At 60.9% G+C, this 18367-nt stretch carries 10 protein-coding genes and 2 pseudogenes; 4 read left to right on the forward strand and 8 right to left on the reverse strand.

Annotation, left to right across the window (positions count from 1 at the left end):
* Window positions 1-241: 241 nt before the first annotated feature.
* Window positions 242-1408: pseudogene (istA, locus tag D0Z70_RS01175) on the forward strand (IS21 family transposase); the annotation flags it as partial.
* 84 nt (window positions 1409-1492) lie between these two features.
* Here the strand turns inward: istA and D0Z70_RS01180 are convergent.
* The 6 genes from D0Z70_RS01180 to D0Z70_RS01205 form a co-directional block, all read right to left on the reverse strand.
* Entirely contained in the window at window positions 1493-2332 is an 840-nt protein-coding gene (locus D0Z70_RS01180; protein WP_119743737.1) for a tyrosine-type recombinase/integrase, read from the reverse strand.
* Window positions 2333-2584: 252 nt separating this feature from the next.
* Window positions 2585-5167, reverse strand: a complete 2583-nt coding sequence (locus tag D0Z70_RS01185; protein WP_119743587.1) for a TonB-dependent receptor — start codon at window positions 5165-5167, stop codon at window positions 2585-2587.
* Window positions 5168-5328: 161 nt separating this feature from the next.
* Window positions 5329-5637: a hypothetical protein gene (locus D0Z70_RS01190; RefSeq protein WP_119743588.1), complete on the reverse strand. Its 309-nt coding sequence runs from the start codon at window positions 5635-5637 to the stop codon at window positions 5329-5331.
* Window positions 5638-5845: 208 nt separating this feature from the next.
* Entirely contained in the window at window positions 5846-7489 is a 1644-nt protein-coding gene (locus tag D0Z70_RS01195; protein WP_119743738.1) for an AMP-binding protein, read from the reverse strand.
* A 188-nt stretch (window positions 7490-7677) separates the two neighbouring features.
* Window positions 7678-8688, reverse strand: a complete 1011-nt coding sequence (locus tag D0Z70_RS01200; RefSeq protein ID WP_220475607.1) for a cupin domain-containing protein — start codon at window positions 8686-8688, stop codon at window positions 7678-7680.
* Window positions 8689-8782: 94 nt separating this feature from the next.
* Entirely contained in the window at window positions 8783-9292 is a 510-nt protein-coding gene (locus D0Z70_RS01205; protein ID WP_119743589.1) for an antibiotic biosynthesis monooxygenase family protein, read from the reverse strand.
* Between the two features lie 188 nt (window positions 9293-9480).
* On the opposite strand from D0Z70_RS01205, the gene pdxR reads away from it, so the two are divergent.
* The 3 genes and pseudogenes from pdxR to D0Z70_RS25295 all read left to right on the forward strand — a co-directional run.
* Entirely contained in the window at window positions 9481-10965 is a 1485-nt protein-coding gene (gene pdxR / locus D0Z70_RS01210) for a MocR-like pyridoxine biosynthesis transcription factor PdxR (protein ID WP_275402201.1), read from the forward strand.
* Window positions 10966-11126: 161 nt separating this feature from the next.
* Complete coding sequence (locus tag D0Z70_RS01215) at window positions 11127-12533, forward strand: aldehyde dehydrogenase family protein (protein ID WP_119743591.1); 1407 nt, start codon at window positions 11127-11129, stop codon at window positions 12531-12533.
* 28 nt (window positions 12534-12561) lie between these two features.
* A pseudogene (locus tag D0Z70_RS25295) lies at window positions 12562-12857 on the forward strand (TraU family protein); the annotation flags it as partial.
* A 640-nt stretch (window positions 12858-13497) separates the two neighbouring features.
* On the opposite strand, the gene D0Z70_RS01220 reads toward D0Z70_RS25295, so the two are convergent.
* Complete coding sequence (locus D0Z70_RS01220) at window positions 13498-15738, reverse strand: TonB-dependent receptor (RefSeq protein WP_119743592.1); 2241 nt, start codon at window positions 15736-15738, stop codon at window positions 13498-13500.
* A 124-nt stretch (window positions 15739-15862) separates the two neighbouring features.
* A complete protein-coding gene (locus D0Z70_RS01225; protein ID WP_119743593.1) occupies window positions 15863-18223 on the reverse strand; it encodes a TonB-dependent receptor in 2361 nt (786 codons plus the stop codon).
* Window positions 18224-18367 lie beyond the last annotated feature (144 nt).

Below are 18367 nucleotides of genomic sequence, written 5' to 3' on the forward strand. Positions count from 1 at the left end.
TCCGCCACTGGCCGCCCGGCCCACTACTTCAGCGTAGGCGGGGCGGCGTTAGAATAGAGAATGGTGGGAGTCGGCGGTATTTGGCGCGCCCGACGGGATTCGAACTATTTGTTGGTCGCGAGCCTATCAGAGTGAAGTTCGTCCGCTTATGGGTGCCAGTGCTTCAAGCCTGAACGACCGAGATTAGCCTCACTGGCCGGCAACTGCCAAAATTTGCGAATGGCCGGTTCCGGCGTGAGCCGAGACGTTCGTGCCGCTGGCGCACCCGCCAGGACATGCACAGGTGGATTTTGGCGAAGCGGTGGGTGTGATCGATGGTGTCCGCCGGAAGATGCACTTCTTCTGCATGGACCTGCCGCAATCGGATGCCTGCTTTGTGAAGGCCTATCCCGCGGAGACGACCGAGACCTTTCTGGACGGGCATGTATCGGCATTCGCCTTCTTCGGCGGCGTGCCGCTGTCGATCCTTTATGATAACACGAAGATCGCGGTTGCCAGAATCTGCGGGGATGGGAAGCGCGAGCGAACACGCGCGTTCACCGGGCTCGTCAGCCATTATCTTTTCACCGATCGCTTTGGTCGGCCTGGAAAGGGGAACGACAAGGGGAAGGTCGAAGGCCTGGTCAAGCACGCCCGATCGCACTTCATGGTGCCGATCCCGCATACGCCCAGCTTCGATGACTTCAATGATGAGCTGTTGGACCGCTGCCGGGCCCGGCAGGAAGAGCGGGCTGGCCGACATAGCGAGACGATCGGCACACGGCTCCTGGCCGATCTGGCGGTGATGCGGGCATTGCCAGCAGGGCAGTTCGAATCGTGCGAGACCAGGGCCGCTCGCGTATCGTCGACCGCCCTGGTGCGCTACCGGACCAACGACTACTCGGTGCCGACCCGGTATGGCTTCCAAGATGTCATGGTGAAGGGATTCGTCGACACGGTGGTCATCCTATGTGGCAATGAGGAGATCGCCAGACATCCGCGCTGTTATGGTGAGGCCATGTTCGTGGCGAACCCGCTGCATTATCTGGCGCTGATCGAGACCAAGCCCAATGCGCTCGATCAGGCCGCCGCGCTGCAGGACTGGGCTCTGCCGCAAGCGTTCCAGCATATGCGTCACCTCCTTGAGGCGCGTATGGGCAACAAGGGCAAGCGCGAGTTCATCCAGATCCTGCGCCTGTTGGAGGCGATACCGATTGAGATCGTCACCTTCGCGGTGAACGAGGCGATCTGTATCGGCGCAATCGGCTTCGATGCGGTCAAGCAGATCGCGCTGGCGCGCATCGAACGGCGGCCCGCCCGCTTGGACCTGGCAGCCTATCCCCACCTGCCGAATATGGACGTGAAGACGACGCGTGCCGCCGACTATGCAGCGCTCGTGCCCCAAACATCTCAGGAGTTGGCGGCATGAACCGGGGCACAGAGGACAAGATGCCCACCGGCACCATGGCGGGCCCTCTTCATATCGTCAGGCCCGCATCACAATGGCCTACTTTTACTCCGCCCCGATGGCCTGGAATCTGACCGCCGTTGTCACCGCCCGCATGGTCTTGCTCGACACCTGAGTGTAGATACCGGTCGTGTTGATGTTCACGTGTCCCAGCAAGACCTGGATGACGCGGATATCGACACCCTGCTCGAGCAGGTGGGTGGCAAACGAATGCCGCAGCGTATGTGGGCTCACCCGCTTGTGGATCTCGGCGCACTCGGCCGCTTCCTGCACGACGCGGTGCAGCTGGCGCGCTGAGATCGGGTCCGTGCCGTTGCGGCCGGGGAACAGCCAGCCATGTGGCAACATCACCCCGCGCCGCTTGCCTTCGCGCCACCATTGACGGAGCAAATCGAGCAGATGCGGTGAGAGCATGGCGTTGCGATCCTTGCGCCCCTTGCCCTGCTCGACACGGATGATCATGCGCTCGCTGTCGATGTCATCGACCTTGAGGTGGGCAACCTCCGAGACGCGCAGGCCCGCGCCATAGGCCACGCTGAGTGCTGCTTTGTATTTGATGCCTGGCGCAGCCTCGAGCAGCCGCGCTGTCTCCTCGACGCTCAAAACCACACGCAACTTGGGCGCGTAATGCATGACGACAAGCCCCAGCGCCATCTCCGGGCGCTTGAGTGTTATACCGAACAGGAAACGCAGTGCAGATACAGCCCCATTGATTGTTGCCGGACCAACGGCGCGTTCATGCTGATCAATCTGAAAGCGCCGGAGGTCTTCGATCGTGGCCGTATCGGGAGGCCGACCGAGAAACGCGGCAAATGATCGGACGTGCCGGATATAGTCCTTCTGCGTGTGCTCCCCAAAGCCACGCATCGTCATGTCCTGCAACATAAGTCCGGGGGATGCCGCAAGTTCGATCGGCGCACGCCGGCCAAGTGATACCCGAGGCCGCATTTCATTATGCTCCAGCCGCCAAGCTTTGAGCCTGTCGCGCTCGACGGCATGCGACAGGGACGCTTGCACGTGTCTTCACTGCTTACTCCAGATCATCAATCAACGGTTGTCGCCAACGGCTGGCCCTCATTCCCTTTTCAGCGGGGCCGAAAGGAGGAGGGGAGGCGGAGCCTCCCCTCCCAGTCGCCTTCAGAAGCGCAGCGTGACTTCGATCCCATAGGTGCGCGGCAGCGCGCGTACGATGTAGCCCGCACCGGTGATGCCCTCATTGGGATATCCTGCCGGGAAGTAGAGCTTGTCGGAGAGGTTCTTACCCCAGACAGACAGGGTGTAGCGGTCCGTCACGAAACTGATGCGACTGTTGAACACCCAATAGTCGCCTTCGCCTTGCGTATACCGCCCACTCGCGAGATTGGGCAGCACACCGCGGCTGTAATCCTTGAAGGTGTCGTAGTAGAAGCGCCCTGTATAGGCGGTGTCGCCATGCACCTTGATCTTGCCTTCGCCGATATCGATCGCATCCCAGTCGAAGGCGAGATTGACCGATGTCTTGGGTGCATAGGGGAAGGGGTTACCGCCCACGCTGACGTTGCCGGCCCCCGACTGCACACATGATCCGTCCTGCGCCGGGAATAGGCCGCTCAGATTGAGGCCGACGCACTTCGCCTGATCATAGCCCTTGTACTTGCTGTCCAGAATACCAAGTGATGCGCTTAACGTGAGGCGGTTGGTTGCGGCGAATTCGACGTCCAGTTCGAGTCCTTTCATCGTCCCGTCGAGGGTGATGATATTGGCGGTCACGCTCGGATCGACCACCTGGCTCTGCTGGTTCTTGTAGTCATAGTAAAAGAAACTGCCGTTGATCTGAAGCCGGTTGTCGAGGAAGCGGGTCTTGAAGCCGACCTCGAAGGCGTTAACCTCCTCGGGCTTGACGAAATAGACCTGCGGCGAGCTGATATAGGCGAGGCCGTTGAACGTGCCGGCGCGATAGCCACGGCTGTAGCTGCCATAGAACATCACGCCATCGATCGGCTTCCAGTCGAGGATCGCTCGGCCCGAGATGCGGCTCGTCTTGCCGCTCTTGTTGATGCCGCCCGGATTAGGGCCCCCAGTCGCGGGGATTACCACGTTCCCGCTCTCATCATAGACAGGCGCCAGGAAAAAGGGCGCGCCATACGCCGACACCGCAAGCATACGCGGATTGCCGGCATCGTCATAATAAGTGGTGAGGCCGTCCTTATAGTCAGTCGTGTCCGTGGTATACCGAAGGCCCGCGGTCAGCTTGACCGTAGGCGTGATCTCGTAGCTGCCTTCGCTATAGACGGCCCAGCTTTCCCGGTTCTGCTTGAAATGCTGTTTGCCGCGAACGCCGGTCGGAACCGAGCCGGCCGAGAGCGCGGTGCTGTTGAAGCCGCCGGCTGGGTTGAACCAGGTCGCGGGCAGGCCGACCGCAGCGCGCACGTCGCTCAGGAAATTGAAGATGTCGATGTCGTTGTCTGAGGTTACCCTGTCCCAACCATAATAGGCGCCCACGATCATCTTGAACGGCCCGCTGCTATAATCAAGGCGCAGGTCCTGATTGAAGGCCTCGAAGGACGAACGGTAGCCGTTCGAGCACAGACGCAGCGGGCTGCTGTCGCAATCTGTCGCTGTCTGGAGATAAAGGCCGGAATCATAGCCTGTGATCGAGGTCAGGTTGAGCTTGTCGGCAAGCTCGGTCTTCACGGTCAGGACGACACCTTCGGCGCGCGTCACTGCGCGGCCAATCGTATCCTGCTCGATTTGCTTGTCGGACAGACCCACGCGACTGTAGGTGCTGGGCAGCAGCCCGGTGCCATTGTCGCCGAGTAACTGGAACAGCGGCGCCAACGGGAAAGCCGGGTTTTCGTAGTTGATTACCCCTGGGTTGGCACGCGAGGGGCCCGCGCCCAGTGACGCGGCAACGCCGCCGGTCGACTTGGCTGCATAGCCTTTCAGGGTGACATCAAGGGTGTCGGACGGCGCGAAGCGCAGAGTTCCGCGGATGCCATAGCTCTCATCGCCATTGGGATCGCGCCCGGTTGCGTAGTTGAGGCCGGACGCGCCGCCGGCAGCCGTGGTGTTGAGCCCGGCGAGCATCAGATTATGGATATAGGGATCGGATTTGACATAGGTGCCCGCGATGCGGATGCCGAGTTGGCCTTCCACGGGCGTCAGCTCGATCGCGCCTTCAGCACTCTTGCGGTCGTAATTGCCATAGCCGAGCGTCAGATAGCCATTGGCGCCTTTCATCTCGGGCTTGCGAGTAATGAAGTTGATCGCGCCACCCGTCGTGTTGCGCCCGTAGAGCGTGCCCTGGGGACCGCGCACCACCTCGACCTGTTCCAGATCGTAGAGTTGCTGCCCTTGGCTTGCCCGAAAGGTCTGGTAGACCTCGTCGACATAGACGCCGACCGGCGAGGCCGCGCTGGCGCTCAGCTCGGTGCCCACGCCGACGCCGCGCAGCGTGAAATTGGGCTGCTGCGAACCATAGGCCGACGACACCTGGAGATTGGGCATCGAGGCATTGAGGTCCGATGTGTCGAACACCCCCTTGGCGGTGAGCGCTGAGGCGGAAATGGCCGATACGGCGACCGGCACATCCTGTAGATTCTCAGATCGCTTGGTCGCCGTGACGACGATCTCTTCCAGACCGCCCGATTGCGCCTGCTGCTCGTCGGGCTGCTGAGCGAGCAACGGCGCGCCAAGACACGCCGCGATCGCCAGAACGCTTGTGGATACAACCCTTTTCATACGGACCTCCCTGTTCGGACCACTGCATCCCAGTGCATTTCGTGGGCCAGTTTCGCCTGGACGCCGGCTTTGCGAGGGTGGGCGCTTCCCTTTGCCCTCGACTCCATCGTCAAGGTCCAAGGTGCCGGAGAACTGATACTCCTCTTAGTGCCTCTTTCTCGCTAATTGATGGTGCCAGATGAGATGTTCGGCTGGAAGCACCGGCCTTGGATTGCGGGCGCGCAACAGCGCGCGGGGCAGGTCGATCTGTGCCGCCTATCCTTCCCGGTTCGCCAGAAGCCGAGTTGCAGCGACCCGCTGGTGTGGTCGAAGGCCACCGGCGCGACCTCGCCTTTCACCTGAGGGCCGAAAAGCGGATCGTCCCAGGCGAAGGGCGCCCACTGCGCGGGATTGCTGTTGCGGTTGCCAATGCCCAAAGACCGGGGTGCGGCCGCATGGGAATTGCCCTGGATGTTCGGATCGCTCGCCATAGAAAAGCTCCTCGCTCGCTGCTGTCTCCCGGCCCGCTTCAAGGTGGCGCACATGCGCCCATACGGAAGCTGGAAGCCGTGATCAGGAGCCTATGGAGCAGCCGCGAGTGGCCCTAGAGCCTGACTGGGCGTTTGCGATGGTGCCAGTTTTCGCCGCGGGGCTTTTTGAGATATCGCGACAGCTTGTGTGAGCCTGCGTATGTGCTCCCTACAGGGTGCGCAGGATGAAGCGCTGGATCTTGCCGCTGGGTGTTTTGGGCAGTTCGGTCACGAACACGACGAGCCGGGGATAGGCATGCGCCGACAGGCGGCCTTTTACGTGGCGCTTGAGATCCTCCGCGAGATCGGGCGAGGCCTCATATCCCTGATTGAGAACGATGAACGCCTTGACCAACTCGGTTCGCTCCGGATCCGGCACACCGATGACCGCCGTTTCCATCACTGCCGGATGCTCGACCAGGGCGCTTTCGACATCGAAAGGACCGATCCGGTAGCCCGAAGAGGTGATGACATCGTCCGCCCGGCCGATGAAGCTGATGCTGCCGTCGCTTTCCCATTCTACCGTGTCACCGGTTCGGTAATAGCCGCCTGCGATCGCCGGGGTTTCCTGCTGCCAATAGCCGTCGAACCAGAGGAGAGGCGAGTTGGCGATATCGATGGCCAGTTCGCCGGGCTGGTTTGGTCCCAGTTCGCGGCCCGTCTCATCGAGCACTGCGATGCGGTACCCCGGCATGGGAAGACCCGCCGACCCGATGCGGATGCGATGGGTCAGCCCATGATGATTGTTCACCACCATGCCCATTTCGGTCTGGCCGTAATGATCGTGGATGGGGACAGCCAGATGCCTGTCGAACCAGCGGATCACTTCGGGGTTGAGCGGTTCGCCCGCGCTGCTCACCACGCGCAGGCTGCCCTTTGCCCGCGCGGCCGCCTCCGGTCCCGCCGCGATCAGCAACCGGTAGGCGGTCGGCGCCCCGGCGAGGTTAGTGATCCCTAGCCGGTCGATCACCTCATAAGCCACCTCCGCCGTAAACCCGCCATCATAGAGCGTTGTCGCATGACCAAGCAGAAGCGGCCCGGTGATGCCGTAATAGAGGCCATAGGCCCAGCCTGGGTCGGCAATGTTCCAGAAGCGATCCTGCGGCCTTAGATCCACCGCCCCGCGCATATAGGCACCGATGGCAAGGAGGCCGCGTAGCGGCACCCCCACGCCCTTGGCAGGGCCGGTCGTGCCCGACGTCGACATCATCAGGAAAAGGTCGTCGGGGTTGCGCAGAACCGGTTCGAACACAGCGCTGCGCGCATCGAGTTCGGCGCGGAAGTCGAGATCGCCATCCCGCAGCGTATCGCCGGGCGCTAGGACGGTCGCGATGCTGGGGCAATCCGCGATTTCGTCCAGCTTTGAACGATTGGCGCTGTCCGTGACGATGAGCGTCGCGCTGCTGATGCTCAATCGGTGCTGGATGGCCTTGGGGCCGAAGGCGGTGAAGAGCGGCTGGTATACCGCACCCGCACGCCACACACCCAGGATGGTCGCAAGAAGCTCCGGAATGCGGGGGAGGAGGCCTGCCACGCAATCGCCGGGACGTACTCCCGAAGCGACCAGCATGTTCGCCACCCGCGCGGAAAGGTCGCGCATTTGGGCGAAGCTATAGTCTTCTTGTTGCCCAATGGCCGACACCCAGATGAGCGCGGTTCGATCGTCGTCGGCATATCGGTCGCAACATTCGATACATGCGTTGAAACCTGCCTCGACGCTGCCTGATAGCCGCGCGCGTTCGGTCTGGATGGCGAAATTAACACGCGCAGCCCCATAAGACTGGGGTGTGGCGGATACCGGTCTGCCGGTCATGCCTTCATGGTCCTCTTTCGTGCTCGCGACTTTTACGCGATGCATTGTCTGTTGATCGAAAGCTCGATGATCGGGCGCTCGGCGATCAACATGAACGTGTCACGACCATAGCTGCCCAGACATGGTCGTGATCAGTCAGGTGGAGGAGCGGCACCTTGTACGGAAAGGGCCGCTCCGACGGCGCGCGCTTACTCGGGCAACACGTCGCGCGTGATGACCCAGAGCTTCTTGCTGAAAGGCCCCTTGGACGTCCACGTGACGTGCATACCCGAGGAAAGACCTATCACGTCTCCCGCCTTGAAATTATGCAACTTGCCGCTCTCGGTTTCGGTGACCTCGACCTCGCCTTCGAGAAGCAAGATAGTCTCGTCGCCCAGCACCCCGGTATAGGGTGTCGACATGGTGCCCTTGTCATCGACATCGCTTCCGGCAATTCCCTTGCCAGAACGCCATACGCCGCTCAGCATCGTGCCGGTCGAGCCGCCGGTGCGAATGAAATAGAGCTCGCCGGCAACCAGGGCACCTTCCGCCGGCTCGGTGAAATGATATTCCTGCCATTCCTCAGGATTGTCGCTGACATGCGTGATCAGCAGATCCTGCGGCGGATTGGCGGTGGGTTCGCTGCCGTTCCAGATACACCAGTATTTCTTGAACGCAGGACCCTCGATGTCCCACTGGACTTCGAGCCCCTTGGGCGAGCTGATGATCGAGCCGGGGCCGACTTCATAGCGCTTGCCGGTGGAGATGACGGTGAGGACGGCCGTCCCGTCGATCACGCAGGCGGTTTCATCGCCGAGCGGCGAAGAATAAAGAATCGTATGCGACCCGTCGGATGCTGCTCCGGGCGCGGTCGGCCCGCTCCGCCATAGACCCGCCGAAAGCGATCCGGAGACGCCCTCGGGCCGGATCACGACATATTCGCCATGCACCTGCGCGCCGAAGCGCGGTTCGAGCCATTCGAAGGGAGCCCATTTCTCATTGGGCTCATTCTGAACCCCGCCATGTACGGCGCTGCGGACAAGAACTTCCGACGTCATCCCCATGTCTCCTTTTCCCCGGCCGTGCCCGCTGGCTGAAAGCCGCTCGGACAAGGCTATCGGCCATATGCTGAAATCTGCGGTAGAACTGTCACAGCCACTAGCGCCATTACCGCTCTTTTTGATGGTGCCAGATTTGCGGTTGTTTCCCGCCATCATCATTTGCTTATGTGGTGTCCCTCCTGCGGGACCGCGCACGACGCTCCGCCTGTCTTCGCGGCATTTTAGTGCTGGCGCGCCGCTCGCGGTCGGGCGATCAGGTGGGTGACGGTAAATCTGCCTCCGCGCCCGATTCCTGCAGAAGCTTTGGCACGTCTTTGAAGACAGCGAAGCTGCTCGGCGTGTTGGGCATCACCGGAAAGTGGAATTCGCACTGTGGGCAGGGTTCAGCGAGCACCTTCTGCTCTTCCTGAAGGTCGAACGCCTTGTCCTCGACCAGGCCGCAGCAAGGGCAGACGCGCAGCAGCCGCGCGAAGGTCAGTTGGAAATTGGTGATGATGTCTTCCATGATGGCGCCGCGGGCGGCCCATTCCTTCGCATATTTATGGTAGACATTCATATGCCAGTCCTTGATCGATGCTCGATCGACCCAGAAGCTGACTTCGTTGAACCAGCCCGGGTCCTCGGGATGTTCCCACCATGTCAGATGCAGAAAGCCGGGCATCTTCATGAGATGGTTGCGGGTGTCGGCGAAGATCACCTTGAACTTTTCATAGCCGTCCGGACTGGAAAAGCGCACGCGCTGCATGCTGAGAAAGACGGACATTTTTTGTACTCCCCTCGATGAGTCCAGCCCTGCGAGCTGCCGTGAGAGGATTAGGTACGGCGTGGCCGTCCGGTAGGACCAAAACCCGGAAACTTTATGGTGCCAGAGCGCGACAGCTCTATCATTGAGCCGGGCAGGCGATAGGATGCGTTGACCTGCTCTCGAGAGGCATCCCGATCATGATGTCGATGAACCTCATCATCACCGTCGATCGCAACGACGAACGGTCGTTGCAAACGCAGCTTTATGAAGCGTTGCGCGAGCAGATCCTCAAGGGAAGCCTGCCTGCCGGCAAGCGCTTGCCATCCACCCGCAGCATGTCCGAGCAGCTTGGCATCGCCCGCAACACTGTCATGCTGGCCTATGAACGGCTGGCCGCCGAGGATTATATCACCTCGCGCGCCAAGGCCGGGATATTCGTCAATCACAAGCTTCCTGACGCAACGGTGCTGCTGCGCAACGGTCACGGCGCCGCGCAGCCTCTCCGCAAACGGCTTCGTCTGGGCAAGAACCCGACATTCACAGGTCGTTCGCCCCAGCTGTGGCATGAAAAGCGCACGCGGCCGCAATTCGACTTCTTTGTGGGTCGCCCCCATCCCGCCGGTTTCCCCACGACGTTCTGGCAGCGAGCCGTAACGCGCCACCTGACCTATGCGCGCGGCACCCAGACCGAATATGGCGACCCCCAAGGCCTTGCGGCGCTCCGCGAAGCGATAGCGGCCCATCTGGCGGAGACCCGCGGCATCAGCCCCGGCGCAGATCAGATTATGATCACGTCGGGCATCCAGGGCGCGCTGAATTTGCTCGCGCGGATATTCCTTGCCGGAGCGTCCAAGGCCAGCGTGGCGGTGGAAAATCCCTGCTACCAGGGCGCCGCCTATCTCTTTGGCAGCTACGGCGCCAGTATTTGCCCGATCGATGTCGACGAACAGGGCATCATCGTCTCGCAACTCGAGGGTTTCATGGGGAACCTCGTCTATGTGACGCCGTCACACCAGTTCCCAACGGGATGCACGCTCAGCCTCGACAGGCGGCTGCATCTGCTCGACTGGGCCTATCAGACCGGCAGCTATATCATCGAGGACGATTACGACAGCGACTTCCGCTATGACGGCCCGCCGCTGACGGCGCTCGCCGGGCTGGACCGCAACGGTCACGTCATCTATCTCGGCACCTTCTCCAAGTCGATCGGCGCAGGCCTGCGGATCGGCTATGCGGTACTCCCCCGCCACCTGATCGATCCGGCGCGAATTGTGAAAACCCTGACGGACAATGGCGCGCCCTGGCTGGAACAGGCTGTTATCGCTGATTTCCTGAAGGAAGGCGCCTTTCTGCGTCATCTGCGGCGCATCCGCCGGTCCTACATGGGCGCGAGGGACGCGGTGGTCGAAGCCGTTGCGAAGCATTTCCCGGGCGGCGAGCTTCTAGGTCAGGAGTGCGGCATGCACATGATGTGGACACTTCCACCCAACTTACCATCAGCCAACGAGATGCACCGTCTTGCCAGGAATTGTGGCGTTGGCCTGTATCCTTTTGCCGGAGCCGCCGTGCACGAATATGGAACGCCCGGGCGCTTTCGTGAGCGATCGCTGGTGCTCGGCTATACGGGTCTCGGCCAGGAAGACATTCGTGAAGCCTTCGGGCGCGTTGCGGATATTCTCGCCCTCAGCTGATCCTCAGCATCGTGACTGGCACCATGAATAAGGGGTCAAATGGTCCTATGTTCCCGACAGAACCGGGCTTAGCATCCGACGTCACCAAGAAATGACTGGTGCTGATCGCTGCCTTGTACCCACATGGCCTGGCGATTGGCGAAGCTCCCGGGAGGATGGCAATGGCGGAATATAAGCTTCTCATCGATGGCAAGCTGGTTGATGGCGCGGCCGTCATGGACGTTCTCAATCCGGCGACCGAAGAGGTTTTGGCGCGCTGCCCCCGCGCTTCCACCGAGCAGCTCGATGAGGCCGTCGCAGCCGCGCGGGCGGCCTTTCCTGCATGGTCACGGACGTCTATCGCCGAGCGCCGCGCGCTCATTCTCAAATTTGCCGACAACATCGAAGTCCATGCCGAGGAACTGGCGCGGCTCCTGACGCAGGAACAAGGTAAGCCGCTAAGCGAGGCAGGTGCCGAGATCGGCTATAGCGTTGCCTTCATCCGTCAACTTGCCAGCTATGACCTGCCTGTGCAGGTTCTTGAGGACAATGATACGCGACGCGTCGAACTGCACCGGCGCCCGCTGGGCGTTGTTGGCGCGATCATACCCTGGAACTTTCCTGTCCTGATCGTCGCCTTCAAGCTGCCGTTCGCGCTGCTGGCTGGCAATACGCTTGTGATCAAGCCAGCGCCCACCACACCGCTGTCCACCCTGCGTCTGGGCGAACTGATGGCGGGGATTTTCCCGGCGGGTGTCGTCAATATCATTACGGATCAGAACGACCTTGGGGCGCAGCTCACGACGCATCCGGGCATCGCCAAGATCAGCTTTACCGGATCCACCGAGACGGGTCGCAAAGTGATGGCCAGCGCGGCCGCCTCGATCAAACGTCTCACACTGGAGCTGGGCGGTAATGATGCCGCGATCGTGCTTGCCGATGCGGACCCCGTCAAAGTGGCGCCAGGCATTTTCAGCGGCGCTTTTATGAACGCCGGTCAGATCTGCCTTGCGATCAAGCGCGTCTATGCTCATTCCGATATCTATGACGCGCTCTGCGCCGAACTGGCGCGACTCGCCGAAGAGGCAGTGGTCGACGACGGCCTCAAGCAGGGGGCCCAGATCGGTCCACTGCAGAACAAGGCGCAGTATGAGAAGGTCAAGGCGCTTATCGAGGAAGCACGGGCAGACGGGACGATCATTGCTGGCGGCCGGCCCCTGGATCGCCCGGGCTACTTCGTTCGGCCAACCATTGTACGCGATATCACCGATGGCACGCGCTTGGTAGACGAAGAACAGTTTGGTCCCGTGCTTCCAATGATTCGCTTTGACGACCCCGAAGATGCGCTAACGCGCGCTAATTCATCAGATATGGGACTTGGCGGCTCCATCTGGTCTGCCGACCGAAATGCTGCGCATGAGCTGGCCACACGCATGGAGGCGGGCACGGTGTGGATGAACAAGCATCTCGATTTTGGACCGACGATGCCGTTCGGCGGCGCCAAGCAATCCGGTTTTGGCGTCGAGTTCGCGCAGGAGGGCTTGCACGAGTTTACGCAGGTCCATGTGATCAACGAAGCGAAAGCGTGACCAAACAGAGCTTTGTCGCTGCGGGTCGTGGGAATTGTCCTTCTCGATCACGATCAGCAGTATTCGGGTCTGAAGTTTCGACAAACTCGACAATGGCCTGGACGCTCAGTCTGCGTCCAGGCCATTTTGTGCCTGTCGCAAGGGAGCGACTTTATGGTTCGGCGTGCAGGTCAGCGTTTGGTCGCCCAACCGCGTGATCGATGTGGCGGTCGGGCCGGGTTACACGATAGCGCCGCGCGCTGATCTCCTACCGATTGGCGGTAAGCTCCAAGGGTACCCAGTCTTCGTACCAACAGTGAGAAGATGTTCTCCCACATGCATTACATTCGCCGGTCCTGCTCAATAGGATGGGAACGGCGGGTTTCAGTAGGAGCGACCATTCGCGCCCCCTGATCGAGGAACGGCTTAAGTTGGTCGCGTGCTGCTGGAAGGGGAACGCCGCATCGTGGGACTTTTCCGTCGTTCCTGGCGACAGTGACGAACGACAGTTTTCGACAGTAGCAGACCATCCAGGCGTTCACTGGGCTCGCAGCTTCGGACGGGAATGACTGGCCGATTCCGACTGGCGGCTTTCGGAGAGGCAGGCGCCAGCCGCCGCTGCCTAGCGCGCTCGGCCTTCCCGATTGTGATGGTATTGCGGGAATATGCCGATGTTGTATCGATGGATCTATCAGCGGGTGGCTATACGGCACAATAGCGATGACCGGTCGGCGCAGATTGATGATCGGACATACTGATATTGCAGTTATTCACGTGTCCGGATTTGATGTGTCTTTGAAGACGCGCTGCAGCCGAACCCGATGGATCATGCCGGACCGATATCTATAGAAAACGCTCTGATATGTGAGGAAAGCGCCGGGAGCGCGCTTGCAGTATCGGCCGGCGATGTGTCCTAAGCCTTCGTGAAGTTGCTCGCCGATAGCGCATCTTCGTCGACAAGGCGCTACCGGCGTGGTGTCGCAGACTAGAGCGACCAGCCGACTGAAACACCGTAGGTCCTCGGCGCGCCGGCATAGCCGATGAGTTGACCCGGTAGAGCCAAGACCGTCCGCCGGTAATATTGGTCCGTCGCATTGTTCACAAAGCCGCTGACGCGGAATTGACCCGCCCGGACCGTCGCACGGAGGTCCAGCAGCCCATAGCTCGGCTGTATAGTGAGCGGCGTCGTATTGCCGTAGATCGCCTTGCCCTCGCCAGGTTCAAAATAGAACTTGCTGAGCAACGCGTAATCGGCCCGCAACTGCAGCGAACTGCTGCCGATCGGAATCGTCCATTGTCCGCCAGCGTTGATCGAATGGACGGGCGCACGAACCAACCTGGTGCTTGAAAAGTCGGTCGTCGCGTTGAACGGGAATTTCTTATATTTTGCGTCGGTATAGGCGTAGCTCAGATTGAACTCGAGCGTATCCGAAGGACGGGCGACGAACTCGAGTTCGAAGCCCTTAACCTCGCTGCTCGCGGCATTGGTGATGAGCGTCGCCGCACCGCCGCCTGCCACCGCGACAACGCGCAACACCTGCAGATCCTTGTAATTATAGTAAAAGGCTGCGCCATTGAACGTCAGACGCCGGTCGATGAGCTGGGTCTTGAAGCCAACCTCATAGGCGTCGAGGCTCTCCGGCTGGAAGATCACGCTCGCTTGCGCCGCGGTAAACGGCACATATTGGAAGCCACCGCTTTTGAAGCCCTGATTATAGCTCGCATAGAAGTTCAGATCGCGGGTAGGCTGGTAGGAAAGGGTGATCCGCGGATCGAACGAGCTGAACTTGTCCTTGAGTGTTGGTGTCACGAAGGGCGCAGAAACCAGCGGCAGACCCGGGGCCGTCGTTGTTCCGAGAGAGATGGCCCGCTTGCGATCCTCGGTGTAGCGACCGCCGAGCGTCAGATCGACCGTTGGGGTGATGTGCCAGGTCGCCTGGGCAAAGCCGGCAATGCTCTTGGTGCGATAGCGGGTCGAGGCGACGTCGACCTGGCCGGGGCCGCGCGCAGCGGTGATGACGCTGTCGGCGCCAAAGGTGAAGGTGTCCACGCGCAGACTGCGGTCATCATAATAGAAGAGACCCGCAATCCAGTCGACTGCGCCGCCGAACGAAAGAGGCCCATTGGGGTCCGACGTGAAGCGCAGCTCCTGGGTGAACTGCTTGCTGCGCTCGTCGCTGCGCTGCCGCAGGACATCGAGCGACGTATTATCGAAATCCCGGTCGTCGATCGCCCGATTATGACGATAGGCGGTGATCGACGTCAACGTGCCGCCACCGATGTCGAGTTCGGCCTTGCCGCTGAACGTCTCGACGTTGCGGTCCAGGAGATTGTCGCCATTGATGAATTCGCCATAGCGGTCCGAAGATCGAGCCGGCGTGAGTCCGGCGCGGGCAAGGAACACGGCGTACGGGTTGGCAGTCGTGCCTTGGGTCTTGCCGGCGAAGGAGAAGCCGTCGTCTCGCAGCACTTCCGCGATCAGGCCTATCCGGAACGTAGAACTGGGTTCGATGTCGACGCGTAGTCGACCGCCATAATTGTTGATACCCTGCGCATCGTTGCCGGTCTGGAGGTTGCGCATATAGCCGTCGGTAAAGGTCCGCCAGCCTGCGAGCCTTACCATGACGACATCGCCGAGGACAGGTCCCGAGACGGCTCCGAACAGATTATAGGCGTCGAAATTACCGATACCGGCCTCGGCCTCCATCGCCAGATGGTCGGTCGGGGCCTTCGTGATCACGTTAATGGCACCTGCAATCGTATTGCGGCCATATAGCGTGCCCTGGGGACCTTTGAGCACTTCCACCCGCTCGATATCGCGTAACGCGCCAAGCGTGCCTGCAGTGCGGCCCAGATAGACATCGTCGACGAAGACGCCGACCGACGCTTCCGAGCCGGCATCGAATTGGCGACTGCCAATACCGCGGATGTAGAGCTGCGGGCGCGTCGCGCCAGCGCTGCCGCCGTAGAAGCCGGGTACCCGCGGTGCAATCTGGGTAAGATTGTTGATGCCGCTGCCTTCAAGCTGCGCAGCGCCGAACGCGGAAATCGACACCGGGACATCCTGCAGGCGCTCTGAGCGCTTCTGTGCTGTGACAATGATATCGCCAATGGTGTCAGGCGCTGCGGTATCTTGAGAAACCGTCGTTTGCGCGAAAGCCTGATGCCCGCATGATGCCGCCAGGGCGACCATCGACAGACGTGTCAAAGTGCTGAATTTCGGCATGCTTTGTTCCTCTCCCGTTCCGACGTTTTCGTCGTTGAATCCAGCGTCACGTCAGCGGTGCGGCTGAATCAGACGCTATCCGCAATCGACGCGGAGCGTGTCCCCGCTCCGCATCGACCGACCCTTAGAAATTGAACGAGGCGCTGACGCCGTAGGTCACCGGCATCGCCGCATAGCGTCCGATCACGTCTTGGGTGACGAACTGGTTGGTCCAATAATAGCTGTTCGTCACGTTGCGGCCCCAGACGGAGACCGACCATTTGTCGTCAGGCGCGTTGACGCCGGCACGCAGATCGAGCGTCGCGAACTTCTTGATGGCTGAACTGGCCGGATCGCCGACGGTCGAATTGGTGCGGCTGTTGAACAGGACGTTGCCGCCGACGAACGCGCTCAGGCTGCCGCCCAGATCGAAGCGATATTCGGCATCGCCCACGAACTGCCATTTCGGCGAGAAGGGCAGGGCGGATCCACGATAGTCACCCGTCACGCGGTCATTGTTGATGCCGACGAACTCGAGCACCTTCGAGTCCACATAGGTGCCCGCCGCGCGCAGCGTCAGACCGCTGACAGGCCGCACCGTGACGTCGATCTCGGCGCCGTTGATCCGCGACTTGGGGATGTTCACCAGCTTTTCGAGCTGGTTGAAGATCGGGTCGATGACGATGCCGCGGATCTGTTTGTCGTCATAGACATAGTGGAAAATGGCGGCATTGACCTGGAGCTTGCGATCCAGGGCTGTCGCCTTGATGCCTGCCTCATAGGCCGTCACCGATTCCTGCTTCACGGGTGCGAACTGGAAGGTTGTCGAGGCCGGGACCGTCGGGAAACTGCCCGATTTGAAGCCGCGAGAGGCGAGCGCGTAGAGCAGCAGATCGTGGTTGGGCTTATAGTTGACACCCGCGCGCCAAGAGAAATTATGCTCCTTCAGCCGGCTCTCATCTGGCGTCCCGATGAGCAGGAAAGTCGTCTGGTCGAGATTGACGCACGTGTTGGCATCGGGCGCCGGCTGCGTCACCCCGCTGATCAGCTGCGAAAGCTGCCAGAAGGTGAAGCGGTGACCGGGCGCGCCGCGCATGCACCCTGTAAAGTCGTTGCGGCTGTCGGTGTAGCGGGCACCGGCGAGCAGCGAGAGCGTGTCAGTCACCTTATATTCGACGTTGCCGAAGGCAGCGATGTCCCGAATGTCTTGTGTGATCGTGGTCGTCGCGCTCTCGATACCGATGCCGGGCAGGATGGCGGTGTTGGTTGAGTCATTGACGAGGAAATTGTCGGCACTGATGACCTTGTTCTTCGCGTAGTTGCCGCCGACGACCCAGTTCAGCCGATCGCTGTCGCCCGACAGGCGCAATTCCTGGTTGAAGCTCTTGACGTTACCACGAGATTCGACGCCGGCATTCTGTAGTGTCGTGCCGTCGCGATCGAGATTATATTTCTGATGGAAGCGCGTGTAGGCGGTCAGCGAGGTGAGCGTGATGCCCCCGCCAAGCTCGAGATCGCCGCGCAGCGAGAACTGATACAGGCTGTCGTCGCGGCTGAGATCACGGCCCGTATCCCAGTCGGCTGCGCGGGCATTGTCGGGTGCCAGCGGATAGGCCCGGAAGGCGGCGATCCGCGGTAGCGTTGCCACCGGATCGTAAAGTCCGGGGGCTGACGCGTCCTGCTGCAGCTTGATGCCGACGAGTTGGGCGGCCTGCGTGTCGGACTTATTGCGCCAGCCATTGGCGCTGAACAGGAACGATAGCGTGTCGGTCGGCTTCCAGTCGAGCAGGAAGCGACCGCGCAATATGTCCTGGCCGCCAAGCGAATCCTTGCGCGTATAGCTATATTGCCAATCATCGGACTGGGTGGTGCTACCGGCCAGACGGAAGCCGAGATTTTCGCTGATCGGGCCGCTGATATAGGCTTCGCCATCGAAGGTGTTGAAACGGCCGTAGGACGCCTTCACGCCAACTTCGAAATCCTTCGTCGGCTTGGCCGCGATATAGTTGATCGCGCCGCCGGTCGAGTTCTGACCGAACAGGATGCCCTGCGGGCCCTTAAGCACTTCGACCCGCTCGAGATCGAGGGTCGCCCCTTGGGTATAGGCGCTGTAGGTGAGCGGAACCTGGTCGACATAGACGCTGACGGCCGGGCTGGCGCCGAGCGTATAGTCGTTGAAGCCAACGCCGCGAATTGTGAAGAGCGGCGTTCCGTCCTGGCTTTTGGTGAAGGTGAGGCCGGGCGCAATCTTGACCAGGTCGCCTGTGTCCTTGACGCCGAGCCGGGTGAGTTGGTCGCCGTCGGCGGCATTTATCGAGAGGCCAACATTGTTGAGCGACTGCGACCGCTTCTGCGCCGTCACGATGATGTCGCCCAACTGGGCATCATTCTGCGCCGCAGGCTGAGGCGCGGTCTGCGCGACCGCCGGCGACATAAGGCCAGATGCCAGCAGCAGCGCGCCAAGCGAGCCGGACAACAGGTGATTCTTCAGAGACGGCGCTTTCATATGATCCTCCTCCTCCCGGCAGACAGCCGCTCAAAGGCCGTCCGCGGTTCTTAAATTTTGCCGGGCTATTCCGTCGAAAGAGGTTCGACTTCCCGATCGTCGATCAGCATATTACATCACAAAGGGAACAGTGCAATATAGAAA

Source organism: Sphingobium terrigena (assembly GCF_003591655.1).
Taxonomy (GTDB): domain Bacteria; phylum Pseudomonadota; class Alphaproteobacteria; order Sphingomonadales; family Sphingomonadaceae; genus Sphingobium; species Sphingobium terrigena.

Coding starts and splice junctions, on each gene's coding strand:
- D0Z70_RS01180 (WP_119743737.1), bottom strand. CDS start 2,332: ATGTTGCAGGACATGACGATGCGTGGCTTTGGGGAGCACACGCAGAAG.
- D0Z70_RS01185 (WP_119743587.1), bottom strand. CDS start 5,167: ATGAAAAGGGTTGTATCCACAAGCGTTCTGGCGATCGCGGCGTGTCTT.
- D0Z70_RS01190 (WP_119743588.1), bottom strand. CDS start 5,637: ATGGCGAGCGATCCGAACATCCAGGGCAATTCCCATGCGGCCGCACCC.
- D0Z70_RS01195 (WP_119743738.1), bottom strand. CDS start 7,489: ATGACCGGCAGACCGGTATCCGCCACACCCCAGTCTTATGGGGCTGCG.
- D0Z70_RS01200 (WP_220475607.1), bottom strand. CDS start 8,688: ATGATGATGGCGGGAAACAACCGCAAATCTGGCACCATCAAAAAGAGC.
- D0Z70_RS01205 (WP_119743589.1), bottom strand. CDS start 9,292: ATGTCCGTCTTTCTCAGCATGCAGCGCGTGCGCTTTTCCAGTCCGGAC.
- pdxR (WP_275402201.1), top strand. CDS start 9,481: ATGAACCTCATCATCACCGTCGATCGCAACGACGAACGGTCGTTGCAA.
- D0Z70_RS01215 (WP_119743591.1), top strand. CDS start 11,127: ATGGCGGAATATAAGCTTCTCATCGATGGCAAGCTGGTTGATGGCGCG.
- D0Z70_RS01220 (WP_119743592.1), bottom strand. CDS start 15,738: ATGCCGAAATTCAGCACTTTGACACGTCTGTCGATGGTCGCCCTGGCG.
- D0Z70_RS01225 (WP_119743593.1), bottom strand. CDS start 18,223: ATGAAAGCGCCGTCTCTGAAGAATCACCTGTTGTCCGGCTCGCTTGGC.